Genomic DNA, 12,834 nt, shown 5'->3' with positions numbered 1-12,834 from the left:
TTTCGCTCGCACCTGGTGAGCGAAAGTGCCGTCCGTACGTTCTTCAGGCGAATCGGAGAGGCAGTTCCTTCAGGCCGCGGATGAGCAGGTTCGGGCGGTAGACCGGATCGCCCGCGAGCTCCAGCGTCCGCACCCGGCGGGCCAGCTCCCGGAAGAGGACCTCGCCCTCGAGGCGGGCGAGGGCAGCGCCCATGCAGTAGTGAATGCCCAGGGCGAAGCCGAGGTGCCGCGGGGTGGCGGCGGTGCCGGCGTAGCGGGTGACGTCGAACGCGTCCGGATTGTCGTAGGCCCGCGGATCGCGGTTCGCCGAGCCGACCAGGATGCAGACGTTGTGCCCCTCCGGGAACGTCCGGTCCCCCACCACCAGGTCCTGCTTCGCGGTCCGGGTGGTCATGTGCACCGGCGAGTCGAAGCGCAGCACCTCGTCGACCGTCGGGCCCGCCAGCTCGGGGTTCTCGCGGACGGGGGCGAGCTGGTCGGTGTTGCGGGTGAACGCGAGCAGCCCGTTGCCGACCATGTTCACCGTGGTCTCGTGACCGGCGATCAGCATCGTCACGCAGGTCGCCAGCATTTCCCCCTCGGTGAGGACGTCGCCGGAGTCGTAGACCTGCGTGAGGCCGCTGACCAGGTCGTTCCGCGGCCGTGTACGGCGCTCGGCGATCAGCTCGGCGAAATGCAGCAGGATCTCGCGCGAGGCCAGGTCGCGAGCATCGCACTCCTCGGGCGACAGCACGAAGTCCGGATCGAAGCCGCGCGCGAGGTGCGGGCCGACCCGGTGCACCAGCTCGGTGTCCTCCACCCCCAGCAGCTCGCAGATCACGACGAGCGGCAGCGGATAGGCGATCGCCTCGATCGCCTCGACGGTCCCCTCCTCGAGGGCCGCCTCGATCAGCTCCGTGACGAGCGCGGTGATCCGAGGCCGCAGGTCCGTGACGCTCTTCGGGGTGAAAGCCTTGCTCACCAGCCTGCGCAGCCGGGTGTGGTCCGGCGGGTCCATCCACAGGAACGAGGTCGGCAGGTCGACCTTCGCCGCCTCGGGATGGAACAGCTCGGCCTCGTCGCGATGGCTCCACAGGGTCTCGGACAGGATCTGCGTACACTCGGCGTGCCGGGTCACGAACTCGACACCGAAGCCGCTGTCGAGGTAGGGGGTCGCCTCGCGCACGAGAGCGTAGCGGGAGTAGGGATCGGGGCGGTGTTGCGGCGCGAACGCGTCGAACACGGGCGGGGACAGTTCGGTCGTCATCCTTCGAGCCCACCTTCCGAAAATGACTCGCGGTTGAACCGTGAATGGCCGGGGCGGGACCACTCCGACCGTTCTCCGAACGTCGATCGGCGTCCGCGATGGCACGATTCCCGCATTACCGGCGGCGTTGACCGGGCTGGGTTCGAATCGGTCTGCTGGGACCATGAGCGCCCCCACCACGCACCGCACCGAGCTGACCGTGCGGGGCTACGAGATCGACGCCCTCGGGCACGTCCGGCACACCGTGTACCTCGACTACGCCGAGCACGCCCGGTGGGAGTGCCTGCGGGCGGCCGGACTGTCGGCGCAGACCCTCCTCACGAACGGCGTCATGCCGATCATGCTGGAGACGACGATCGCCTACCGCCGCGAGCTGCGCTACGACGACCGGATCACCGTCGGGTGCGAGTTCGAGTGGGGCACCGGGAAGACCGCGCGGATCACCCAGCCGCTGACCCGTCTCGGGGACGGGACGGTGGCCGCCGAGGTGACCAGTGTGTCCGGCTTGCTCGACCTTGCCGCCCGCAAGCTGGTCGCGGACCCGCTGGAGCGGCTGCGCGCCCTCGCCACTGCGCCCGAGATCCTGGGACTGTAGATGCGCTCCGTCGTGATCGGGGGCGGGATCGCCGGGCTGCTCGCCGCGCGGGTGCTCGCCGAGCGCGGCCCCGTGGTCCTCGTCGAGCGGGACACCGGGACCGGTGCGCGCCGCGGGGCCCCGCAGGGCCGCCACCTGCACGGGCTGCTCGACCGCGGCAGGCGGATCGTCGAGGAGCTGCATCCCGGCTTCACCGACGAGCTCGTCGCCGCCGGAGCCCTGACCGCCGAGCCGCTCGTGCAGACCCGCTGGTTCCTGCACGGCCGCAGGCTGCATCCGACCCGGACCGGGCTGCGCTCGGTCCTGGCGTCCCGGCCCTTGATCGAGGACGTCCTGCGCCGCCGGAGCGTGGTACGGGTCCAGGAGGGCAGCGCGACCGGTCTGGAGCTGGATGCCGGACGGATCGCCGGCGTCCGGCTCGCCGACGGCGCGACGCTCGCCGCCGATCTCGTGGTGGACGCGTCCGGGCGCGCCTCGCGGCTCCCGGACCACTTCGTGGAGCTCGGGCTGCGGGCGCCGCGCGAGGACCGGGTCGACGTCGGCCTCGGCTACGCCACCCGCACCTACCGGCGTCTGCCCCACGACCTCGGCGGCGACCTCAACGTGCTGGTCTCGACCGTGCCGCGGTCCCGCGGCGGCGGCGCGATGGCCGTCGAGGGCGACCGCTGGCTGGTCACCCTCGCCGGCCTGCTGGGCGACCATCCCCCGCTCGACGACATCGGCTTCCGCGCCTTCGCCGCCTCCCTGCCCGCCGGCCCGGTCGGGAACATCGTGGCCCACGGCGAGCCGCTCGACGACCCGGTCCCCTTCCGGTTCCGCGGCTCCCGGCACCGGCGCTACGACCTGCATCGCTGCCTCCCGGAGGGCCTCGTGGTCGTGGGCGACTCGGTGTGCAGCCTGAACCCGCTCTACGCCCAGGGGATGACCCTCGCCGCACAGCAGGTCACTGCGCTGCGGGCATGGGACGGTCGGCGAACCCGCGACGTGAACCGCACGATCGGCAGGCTCTGCACCGCAGCCTGGAAGATCGCCACCCGCGCCGATCTGGCGCTGCCGGAGGTGGGGGGCTACCGTCCGCTGCCGGCCCGGGTGCTCGACGCCTACGTGACCCGAGTGCAGCGCGTCGGACACGCCGACCCGGCGGTCGCGCGGGCGCTGATCCGGGTCGCCAATCTCACCGACCCCTCGGCCGCCCTGCTGCATCCGCGGATCCTCGGCCGTGTGCTGCGTCCGGGCTCCGACCGGGTCGTGCCGCACGAGGCACCTGTGGGGGTGCCCGCATGAGTGCCCTCCCGCCCGTCCCGCGAGAGGCGCCCCGGACCGAGCCCACCCTGCACGAGCGGCTCGACGCCGTGGCGGCGACCTGCCCGGACCAGCGCATCCGCTTCCACTCCGAGAACGCCGAGCTGACCTACGCCGAGCTGGTGGCCTCCTCGACGCGAATGGCTGCCGGGCTCGCCGAGCACGGTGCCGGACCCGGTGACACGATCGGCCTGCTCGCCCCCAACGGGCCGGAGTTCCTGCAGGCCGTCTTCGCCGCCTCCCGGCTCGGTACGGCGGCCTGCCCGCTGCCGCTGCCCGCCGGGCTGCGCGACCTCGTGGAGTACGGCCACCGGACGGCGACGATCGTCGCCGCGTCCGGGATGCGCCATCTCGTCCTCTCGACACGGCTGCAGCGCATGCTGGGCGCGCGGGCCGCCCAATTCGGTGCGTCAGCGGTCCTGGACTCGAGGGCGCTCGTCGACTCGAGCGCGGAGCTCGCGCCCCGATCGGTGGACCCCGCGAGTCCGGCTGTCCTGCAGTTCACCTCCGGCAGCACCTCGGCGCCGAAAGGCGTAGTGCTCACCCACGCGAACGTCCTGGCCTGCGCCGAGTCGATCACCGAGGCGATCGCGCTCGGGCCCGCTGACGCGCACGCCTCCTGGCTGCCGCTGTTCCACGACATGGGCCTGTTCGGCACGCTGACCGGAATCTTCACCGGCATCCCGGTCAACCTCTGGAACCCGGCCGCGTTCGTCAAGGACCCGGGTCGCTGGCTCGCCGAGTTCGCCGCCACCCGCTCGACCATCTCGACCATGCCGAACTTCGCGTTCGACGCCCTGCTCGACGCGGAACCGCAGGGCCTCGAACTCTCCGCCTGGCGGGTCTGCTTCAACGGCGCGGAGATCATCCGCCCGGCCTCGGTGGCCGCCTTCGGCGCGCGGTTCGCGCCGGCGGGTTTCCGCGCCGAGGCCATGACACCCGGCTACGGCATGGCCGAGGCGACGCTGGTCGCGACGTTACCGCCGCTCGGACGTACCCCCGTCGTCGACGCCGTTGACCGGGAGGAGCTGACTCGCGGGCGGGTGGTCCCCGGCACCAAGGAGATCATGGGGCTCGGCCGTGCGGTCCCGGGAATGGAGGTCAGGATCGCCGGCGGTGCTCCGGACGGCACCGTCGGGGAGATCGAGCTCCGCGGCGCGGCCGTGACCGGCGGCTACCTCGACGGCACCTGTCCCTTCACGGACGACGGCTGGCTGCGCACCGGCGACCTCGGCTACCTGCGCGGGGGCGAGCTGTTCTTCGCCGGCCGCGTCAAGGAGATGATCACCGTCCGCGGTGTGAACACCTACCCCGCAGACGTCGAGGCCGAGGCCGGCGCGGTCCCCGGCGTGCGGCGCGGCCGCTGCGTGGCGCTCGCCCGCCTCGAACCGCACGAACACGTCGCGGTCGTCGCCGAGACGGCCGCGCCGGAAGCGGAGCACAAGGCGCTCCGCCACGCGATCGCCGCGCGGGTCCGCCGCGCGCTGGGCCTGTCGGCGCTGACGGTCCACCTCACCGCACCCGACTCCCTGCCGCGCACCACCAGCGGAAAGCTGCGCCGACTGGCGACAGCCGCGCTCCTCGAGAGGTGACCGACGTGACCAGCACGATCCCCGGTATGGACGCCATGCACAGCCTGGACGTCTTCCGTCACTACGACCGCAGCCACTGGAAGCTCGCCCAGCTCGACCTGTCGACCATCGACCGGTCCCTGGTGAGGCCGGAGCACGTCACCCTCGTGAAGAGCGCGGTGATGGGCGAGTCCAACGTCATCGCCGCCGTGCACGGCTTCCTCAACGAGTTCGCGGACGACTACGACTTCTCCGCCTTCGCGGTGATCTGGGGGTACCAGGAGGTCCAGCACCACTACGCGTTCACGTCCTGGCTACAGGCGGTGGGCGAGGACGTGGACTCCCGCGCCGTCGCCGCGATGCGCGCCCCCTACGAGCCAGGCTCCACGCCCTCGGCAACCTTGGCGACCAACATCATCTCCGAGCTGACGGTCAACCACGTGTACCGCGCGGTCGCGACCTGGGTGCAGGAGCCGGTGCTGGCCGACCTCCTGCTGCGGGCGAGCCGCGACGAGGCCGGGCACGCCCGCGAGTTCCGGCACTTCGCCGCGCAGCGCCTGGCGCAGCACCCTCAGGAGCTCGCCTCGGTGCTGGAGACGCTGTACTTCTACACGTCGGACGACACGATCAAGCACCCCGTGAGTGTGTTCAAGTCCGGTCTCGATGCACTCGAGGGCCACGAGACCATCGACACCGGCTTCCAGCTGTTCCTCGACCGGCTGGCCGGCACCGGCGAGCTCGACGAGCTGCAGCGAAAGATCCGCAGGACCTTCGGCTCGTTGACCGACCGGGACCTGTCCAGCAACGGCAAGGTCCGGCGCGCCCTGGCCGAGGCCCTGTCGTGACCGTCGGACCCGCCGTTCCGGTGGCTCTGCCCTGGCGCACCCGGACCGATCACCGCTGCTTCGGGTGCGCACCAGGGAACCCGCACGGGCTCGGCCTGACCTTCTCCGCCGACGGGAACGGCCTCCGCACCGACTTCGACCTGGGTCACCACTACGAGTCCTACCCCGGCGTGGTGCACGGCGGCATCGTCGCCCTGATCTGCGACGAGACGATGGGCAACCTCATCGTGTTGCGAGATGGCACGCCGGCCGTGACCACCAGCCTGCGCATGCGCTACGTCGGAACCGTCCATGTCGGACGCCCTTACCGCGTGACCGCCGTGCTCTCCGCCGTCACCGAGCCGATGGCCGGCTCCGCGAACGCCGCCGCCGGCGGCCTCGTCAAGGCCACCGCCGACGTGACCGACGCCCGCGGCGACGTCGTCGCGAGCGCCACCGCCACCTACCACCCCGTGTCCTGAGGAGCCCGCCATGTCCGTCCCCATCGCCGACCAGATCACCGATATCGTCCGCGCGATCGTCGCCGAGGTGCTGGCCGTGCCCGCCGGCGAGCTCGCCACCGACACCGACCTGCGCGAGGTCGAGGGCACGGACTCCATCAAGGTGCTGCGGTTGATCGCCCGGATCGAGCGCGAGTACGACGTGGAGCTGGAGGACGACGACGTCTTCGGCGTGAGCACCATCGCCGACGTGGCAGGCGTGGTGCGAAAGGCGCTCGACGGATGACCACGCTCGAGCACCCGACCAACCAGCACTACGACCTCGACCCTCGAATCTTCGGGCTGTTCCTCGGGGAGTCCCGCAAGTACAGCTCTGGCTGGTTCGACACCGGGAAGGAGACCCTGGACGAGGCCCAGCGGCGGAAGATGGATGTCGTTGCGGACCTGGTGCACGTGCGGCCAGGCTCGCGCGTGCTCGACATCGGCTCCGGCTGGGGCGCCCTGGTCCTGCACCTCGCGGGCGTCCACGGCTGCGATGTCACCGGCATCAGTCCGGCGCGGCGGCAGCGGGAGTACGTCGAGAAGCGTGCCCGGGAGCTCGAGCTCGCAGACCGGGTCCGGGTCATCACCAGCCCGTTCGAGGATGCGACCGAGCTGCCGCGCGGGCTGGATGCGGTCACCGCGCTCGGCTCCGTCGTGCACATGCCGGACCTGCAAGCCGTGTTCGCCAAAGCGCGCGGGCTGCTGCGCCGCGACGGCCGCATGTACGTCTCGGAGTCCTGCTTCCGCAACGCGGCGACCCGTGCCCGCTTCGACCGGGTGGACGGGACCGACTTCGTGCGGCGGAGCATCTTCGGCAACGGCGAGCTGCGCCCGCTGTCCGAGCTTGTCGCGGCCGCGGAGGACGTCGGCTTCTCGATCGAGACGACGCTCGACCTGACCTGGCACTACCACCGCACGATCGAGCAGTGGAGCGAGAACGTGCGGACCGGCGCGGCAGCACTCGACGCAGTCCGGCCGGGGATCGCGGCGCAGCTGGAGCACTACCTCGACGTCTCCAACGCCGGGTGGGGCTACACCACCAAGCACTACGCGCTCGTGCTGAGGAACGCGCGGTGAACGGGCTGCTGACCGCCGCCCAGCTCGCCCCGGCCGTCGACACCTACCTCGCGGCGGCGACTCCGGAGCGGCGCTGGGACGCGGAGAGCTCCTTCGCCTGGGCGGCCGCGGACGCGGACCGGCTCACCGAGGGGCAGCGCTCGGCAGTCGAGTTCGTGACCGTGATCGAGGATCACCTGCCCGGATACTTCGACGTCTACCAGCGGCACTTCCCGGTCGACGACACCGTCGAGCCGGAGGTGTTCGCACACAACCGCGAGCTCTACCACTTCACCGTCCGTTGGGCGTCCGAGGAGGACACCCACGCCCGCGCTCTGGCGCGGTACCAGGTAGCGGCGGGCATCTCCGAGCAGGACGCCCTGCGAACCTCGCTGGCGGCCGTCGGGGCGCAGCGGTTCGACCTGCCCTACGAGCACCCGGTGCAGTTCTTCGCCTACGCGCTGGTGCAGGAGAAGGCGACACAGATCTACTACCGCCAGCTCCGCTCGGTGATCGACGAGCCGGTGCTCACCGACGTTCTCACCCGGCTGTCCCGGGACGAGGCCCGGCACTTCACCTTCATGGCCGACGTCGTCACCCGTTATCTGCAGCACCACGGGGACGCTGTCGTCGAGCCCATCCGCGACGTCATCGCGACATTCCGCATGCCCCTCGCCGACACGATGCGCGGGTACTGGCGCTGGGCGCTGAAGATCGCCGACACGGCCCGGTACGACCACACGGATGCCTACGACAGCCTGATCAAGGTCCTTGACCGGGCGACCATGGCCCGGACCGACAAGCTCGACGAGCTCATGGCCTTCGTGGCAGCTGCCCGCACGATGGCGTGATGGACGCGCAGTGGACCAGGATCGGGCACGCCCCCCCGAGCGGATGGTGACGAACGCCGACCTCGTCGCCCGGATCGACTCGACCGAGGAGTGGATCCGGAGCCGCTCGGGCATCGTGACGCGGCACCACGTCGACCAGGGGACCGCGACCTCCGATCTCGCCCGTGCAGGCCGGAGCGCGGGCCCTCGAACACGACGGCATCGGCGGGGTGGACGCCCTCGTGCTGGCCACCACTACCCCGGAGCGTACGTGTCCGGCCACGGCCCCACTCGTCGCCACCCGTCTTGGGTTGGGACCAGTACCGGCCTTCGATGTGAATGCCGTGTGCTCGGGGTGCCTCTACGGACTCGCCACCGCGAACGGCTTGGTCGCGACCCGTTCCTCGGTCCTGCTGATCGCCGCGGACACGTTCTCGACGATCATCGACCCAAACGACCGGCGCACTGCCTTCCTGTTCGGCGACGGAGCCGGCGCAGTGGTGCTACGGCCCGGGTCGGACACGGTGCACGCGCTCACGCTGGGTTCCGACGGCGACCAGGAGGACCTCACCCTCACACCGGGCGGCGGCTCGCGGGACCCCGGCTCGACCGAGCGCTGATTCACGATGCAGGGACAGGCGGTATACCGCAACGCCGTCGACCGGGGGACCCGCGCAACCTGTGACGTGTCGGCCCGGACGGGATGGGCGGTCGACGTTGTGGACCGGTTCGTGGGGCACCAAGCCAACCGAAATCCTCGGCGCCGTGGCGAGGCGGCTCGGCCTGTTCGGCCGAGGCCGCGAAGACCCTGAGCAGCGCGAGTATCCGCGTGCCGCGCCCGACGGTGACTAGCCTAGGACTGCAACGGCACTCGGTCATGAGGGTCTGAACTGCAGCGACGAGCTCGGCGGCGCGGCGGGGTCGGATCGGTGGCCGTAGGGTGCTGCGGGCCAGGGGACGATTGCCCGGGGTCTAGTCCGACGCCGATCGTGCGAAGAGCCACGGGTCGATCGCTATGGAGGTGCTCCGGACGACTCCCTTGTTCGCCAGGCGACCACAACAAGCCATATGATCCAGGCCAGGATGAGGACATAGCCGCCCAGGATCGCGAACGTGTTGCTTACCGGGAAGCCCTCGGATCCGACCACCCAACCCTGCACGACATGGGCAAGACCGGACAGCCCCATCACGTAGCCAAGGGCTCTCGGCAGTCTTGCCGTCGAGGCCACCGCGCTGCCGAGAAGGATCAAGGCGAGACCAAACATGAAGCTCTGATAGCTCCTGGTGCCCCACTCCAGCCACCTAATCGTCTCGGCGCTGGCGAAGCGGGCCCTTCTCCGCTTCCGGCGCGCTCGCCCAGGCATCAACGGCCTGTTTGAGAGCGATCCGTCCACCGCCTGCAGGACGCCGTAAAGTCCGAGCGCCACCGCCGCAGCCGGCTTTGTGCGCTGAGCACGCGGCGCCGCCGAGGGGCATCATTCGCTGCGGCGCTCCCGGTGTGTGCGTTCCCAGCCTCCGTCACGGACCGGCGCGCGGGACCCTTCGAGACGGCAGGCCGTCACGGCGTTCGATGGCGTAGACAGCGGCCTCGGTTCTGCGGGAGAGGCCGAGCTTGCGCAGCAGCGTGGAGACGTAATTCTTGACTGTCTTTTCCGCCAGGTAGAGTTCCGCGCCAATTTGTCGATTGGTCAGCCCTTCGGCGATCAGCTTGAGGATGCGACGTTCCTGTGCCGAGAGGGCGGCGTAGCGAGGGTCTTCTTCGTGGTCTTCCTTTCCGTTGCGAAGGCGGTTCAGCACCATGGCAGTGGCTCTGGGATCGAGCAGCGAGCCCCCAGCAGCGACAGTGCGTACGGCGTCGACGAGACGGGCGCCCGCGACGTGCTTCAGCACGTAGCCCGCGGCGCCCGCCAGGATCGACCCGAACAAGGCTTCGTCGTCGGAGTGCGAGGTGAGTATCAGACATGCTGGCGGTAGCTTCATCGTGGCCCGCACCTCCCGGCACACCGACACCCCGTCGCCGTCAGGAAGGCGTACGTCGATGATGGCGACGTCGGGCCGGAGTGCCGGAATGCGGACCAGCGCTTCAGCGGCAGTGCCTGCCTCGCCAACGACCTCAAGATCGTCCTCCCTCTTGAGCAGCCAGGTGACGCCGAGCCGGACGATCTCGTGATCGTCCAGGACGAACACAGTGAGGGTCACTAAACCTCCTCAACGACCTCGATCCTCTGCACAGTCTTCACCACATCTTCAGCGCAACCTCTACCTCTCACCACTCGATCAGCTCGCCATGGATCGTTCATGCAGGCGGGTGATGCGAATCCTCAGGGCGGCCTGTGGTGATCAGATCTGAGCCGCCTCAGATCCGGTGAGCTCGCCCGCCACCGTTGCAGTAGTAGGAGCGCTCAGCCGCCGAGCAGCTCGCACCAGAACGTGTAGTTGATCCCGGACGAGATGACGCTGCCATCGCTGGTGTTCATCAGTACTGAAACGGCAGTTGAGCAGACGGGTGGTCGTTGGCCGCGGCGGCGGTGGTGACAGGCGCGGGCTTGGTGTTGTCGTCTGCGGCGCCAGGCCGACTAGGCGAGTGTGCTGGTCAGGCAGTTGGCCGGGGCGAGTGCGACGGCGGCGAGCAGGCGGCGGATCTCGCTGGCCGAAAGCGGGATCAGCTCGTCATCGGACTCGCCGTGACGGCCTGGAGGTTCCCCTTTTCGGTCGCCCGATGGTCGTCCCGGTCGATCTCGTGGGCGCGCGTGGTCGCGAGGTAGGCGGCGGCGAGCCTGGCCAGGGTGATGTGGGCGTACCAGGCCCGCCATGATCGGACCTGTTAGTGGTCAAGGCCAGCTTCATTCTTCGCGGCCTGGAAGCACTCCTCGATGGCCCAGCGCGCCCCGGCCACCCGGATCAGCTCGCACAGCGGGGTGGCCGCGGGGGGGCGCAGCAGTAGAACGCCAGTTCGCGGACGGTCTTGCTGTGCGGGGGTTCGGTCTGGCGGCGCACCAACAGCCAGTGTCCCCACCCGTCGGGCAGGCCCTCGGCGTGCAGGACGACCGCCGTTCAGTCGTAAACGCGTTCGCCGTGGGCGCCGATCGACCGCCGTTCCCAGCCGGAGGTGTCGGTGTCGGGGTCGCGCGCCCCGCGATCGTGGCCAGCACCTTGGCTTGGCGGCGGTGCCCGTCCGGGCTGGTCAGCAGATCGTCGTTGCGGGTGGCCAGCACGAACAGGATCTCGTGGTCGACCAGCCAGTTGCGAAAGGTCGGGTTCTGGCCGTAGAGCTCATCCGCGGTCACCCACGGCGCCCCGGCTGTCGACCCGGGTTCGCGGTCGAGCAGCCCGGCCCGCCAGGCGCGGGTGAGCATGGCGATCCCGAGCTGCGGTTTCGTGGCGAACCCGACCTCGGCGGGGATCCCCGGGCAGCCGCGCAGAGATCCGGGTCCTCGGTCCACGAGGTCGGCAGGTAGAGCTCCCCGTCGATCAACGCCCGCCCCCGCGAGCTCGCGTAGGCCAGGAACGCCCCGACCTGACAGTTGTCGATCTTCTCGGTGGTGCCGGTGTACTGGCGGGCCACCCCGGCCGAGCGGGTTCCCTTGTTGATGAACCCGGACTCGTCGACACGAACACCCCCGAGGCCGGGTCCCCGAGCTCATCGAGGACATAGCTGCGCACGTCATCGCGCACGCCCTCAACGTCCCAGTCCGCGGTCCGAAGCAGCCGCTGCATCCCATCCGGGGACACCGCCTCGGAATGCTCGGCCAACGTCCCCGCGTTCTTGCGCTCTAAACCCGCCAGTAGCCCTCGCACGTAGGCGCGGACGCGGACCCGTGGTTCCGCACGGGCGAACCGACGACCGACCCACTCCACCAGCTCGTCCAACGAGGCCACCCACCCGGCAAGATCCACCACGCGGTGATCTTCACCGCCGAACGGTGCTCAGCTCTCACGACACGCCGCGACTGCCGTTGCAGTACTAGCCTTGGCTGCGCTCCGTTCACTTCACAGCGAGCGCGAGTCTGGCGCAGCTCAGAGCCCGAAGGCCCCGCCCTCGATGAGGATGACCAGGCCGATTCCGATCAGGACGACCGGCAGCACGATGTGGCCCCACCTGCCCAGGGCCCGGGCGATGAGCGGGCGGGTGGCGAAAAATCGACCCAGAACGCACCACAGCGCCACCAGTACGAGGAACACAATGCAGTAGGCGACTATCCCTCCGACGCCGCTGGTGGCGAACACCGGGACGTACACACCGATGTTGTCGCCGCCGTTGGCGAACGTCACGCCGGCCACTGCCAAGATCGAAAGGCCGATGGCGGATCCGGACTCCGGGATGTCTTCTTCCTCGTCGTGACGGTGGCGCCAGGCCTGCCAAGCTGCTCGAACTCCGAGAAAGAGGGGGAGCAGGCCAAGGTAGGGAATGACCGCGTCGGGGAGGAGCCCAGCCCCCAGGGCGCCGACCACCGAGGCGGCCAGAATGGCAAGGAAGCCCAGGTACTGGCCGACCACCACCCGGACCTCGGCGGCGCGGCGGCCGGCAGCCTGGCTGAAGAACAGTGCGAGGATCAAGATGTCGTCGACGTTGGTGACGGCGAACATCCCGGCTGCCTGGCCGATCTGGCTGAGCGACATCGTCTCCCTGTCGTCCGCTGGCTCGCTAGCTCCCAGACTGGCAGAAGCGCCCCGGGCGTGTCGTAGACGGCCGGTTCGTCACACCTCTGTCCAATCACGAGCGGACCGGCGAGCCCGGATCTCGGGGCGCCGCCGTGACCAGAACTGTGACCACGACCCGGTGCAACTGCCGATCGTTGGTGTTCACTGCTGAGACGGCGCGAGAATGTCCAGCAAGGTCAGGGCCTACAGGGGGCTCGGATGAGACGCCCAGAGACCTACTGCTCCCGACTCATAACCCAGAGATC

13 protein-coding genes and 1 pseudogene are annotated in these 12,834 nt (G+C 70.0%); 9 read left to right on the top strand and 5 right to left on the bottom strand.

Annotated elements, in window-relative coordinates; all coding sequences use genetic code 11:
• Positions 1-43: 43 nt before the first annotated feature.
• Positions 44-1,246 carry a cytochrome P450 gene (locus LWC35_RS18395; RefSeq protein ID WP_232871383.1) on the bottom strand — a complete coding sequence of 401 codons (1,203 nt, stop codon included), beginning with the start codon at positions 1,244-1,246 and terminating at the stop codon, positions 44-46.
• Between the two features lie 163 nt (positions 1,247-1,409).
• Here LWC35_RS18395 and LWC35_RS18390 point away from each other — a divergent pair, with 163 nt between their 5' ends.
• The 9 genes from LWC35_RS18390 to LWC35_RS18350 all read left to right on the top strand — a co-directional run bounded on the left by LWC35_RS18390 (position 1,410) and on the right by LWC35_RS18350 (position 8,547).
• Entirely contained in the window at positions 1,410-1,841 is a 432-nt protein-coding gene (locus LWC35_RS18390) for an acyl-CoA thioesterase (protein WP_232871382.1), read from the top strand.
• Positions 1,842-3,125: an FAD-dependent oxidoreductase gene (locus LWC35_RS18385; RefSeq protein WP_232871381.1), complete on the top strand. Its 1,284-nt coding sequence runs from the start codon at positions 1,842-1,844 to the stop codon at positions 3,123-3,125. It abuts the gene before it with no gap.
• Positions 3,122-4,735, top strand: a complete 1,614-nt coding sequence (locus LWC35_RS18380) for an AMP-binding protein (RefSeq protein ID WP_232871380.1) — start codon at positions 3,122-3,124, stop codon at positions 4,733-4,735. The genes LWC35_RS18385 and LWC35_RS18380 overlap by 4 nt, the downstream gene beginning before the upstream one ends.
• A 5-nt stretch (positions 4,736-4,740) precedes the next feature.
• A complete protein-coding gene (locus LWC35_RS18375; protein WP_232871379.1) occupies positions 4,741-5,559 on the top strand; it encodes a ferritin-like domain-containing protein in 819 nt (272 codons plus the stop codon).
• Positions 5,556-6,020 carry a PaaI family thioesterase gene (locus LWC35_RS18370; RefSeq protein ID WP_232871378.1) on the top strand — a complete coding sequence of 155 codons (465 nt, stop codon included), beginning with the start codon at positions 5,556-5,558 and terminating at the stop codon, positions 6,018-6,020. The genes LWC35_RS18375 and LWC35_RS18370 overlap by 4 nt, the downstream gene beginning before the upstream one ends.
• Positions 6,021-6,030: 10 nt before the next feature.
• Positions 6,031-6,285 carry an acyl carrier protein gene (locus tag LWC35_RS18365; protein WP_232871377.1) on the top strand — a complete coding sequence of 85 codons (255 nt, stop codon included), beginning with the start codon at positions 6,031-6,033 and terminating at the stop codon, positions 6,283-6,285.
• Complete coding sequence (locus LWC35_RS18360; RefSeq protein WP_232871376.1) at positions 6,282-7,118, top strand: SAM-dependent methyltransferase; 837 nt, start codon at positions 6,282-6,284, stop codon at positions 7,116-7,118. The genes LWC35_RS18365 and LWC35_RS18360 overlap by 4 nt, the downstream gene beginning before the upstream one ends.
• Complete coding sequence (locus tag LWC35_RS18355) at positions 7,115-7,948, top strand: acyl-ACP desaturase (RefSeq protein ID WP_232871375.1); 834 nt, start codon at positions 7,115-7,117, stop codon at positions 7,946-7,948. The genes LWC35_RS18360 and LWC35_RS18355 overlap by 4 nt, the downstream gene beginning before the upstream one ends.
• A gap of 164 nt (positions 7,949-8,112) precedes the next feature.
• Positions 8,113-8,547 (top strand): ketoacyl-ACP synthase III, encoded by a 435-nt coding sequence (locus LWC35_RS18350; RefSeq protein WP_308194581.1) that lies wholly within the window; start codon positions 8,113-8,115, stop codon positions 8,545-8,547.
• Between the two features lie 393 nt (positions 8,548-8,940).
• Here the strand turns inward: LWC35_RS18350 and LWC35_RS40975 are convergent, their stop codons facing one another.
• The 4 genes and pseudogenes from LWC35_RS40975 to LWC35_RS18335 form a co-directional block, all read right to left on the bottom strand.
• Positions 8,941-9,291: a DUF4386 family protein gene (locus LWC35_RS40975; protein ID WP_372463064.1), complete on the bottom strand. Its 351-nt coding sequence runs from the start codon at positions 9,289-9,291 to the stop codon at positions 8,941-8,943.
• 154 nt (positions 9,292-9,445) lie between these two features.
• Positions 9,446-10,126: a response regulator gene (locus LWC35_RS18345; protein ID WP_232871373.1), complete on the bottom strand. Its 681-nt coding sequence runs from the start codon at positions 10,124-10,126 to the stop codon at positions 9,446-9,448.
• 463 nt (positions 10,127-10,589) lie between these two features.
• A pseudogene (locus tag LWC35_RS18340) lies at positions 10,590-11,827 on the bottom strand (IS701 family transposase).
• 117 nt (positions 11,828-11,944) lie between these two features.
• Positions 11,945-12,547: a cadmium resistance transporter gene (locus LWC35_RS18335; RefSeq protein ID WP_232871372.1), complete on the bottom strand. Its 603-nt coding sequence runs from the start codon at positions 12,545-12,547 to the stop codon at positions 11,945-11,947.
• Between the last annotated feature and the right edge of the window lie 287 nt (positions 12,548-12,834).

Origin of the sequence: Pseudonocardia kujensis (genome assembly GCF_021283305.1) — a bacterium.
GTDB classification, from domain to species: Bacteria; Actinomycetota; Actinomycetes; order Mycobacteriales; family Pseudonocardiaceae; genus Pseudonocardia; species Pseudonocardia kujensis.
The sequence above is the reverse complement of the archived record's forward strand: the minus strand, read 5'-3'. Positions and strand labels throughout refer to the sequence as shown.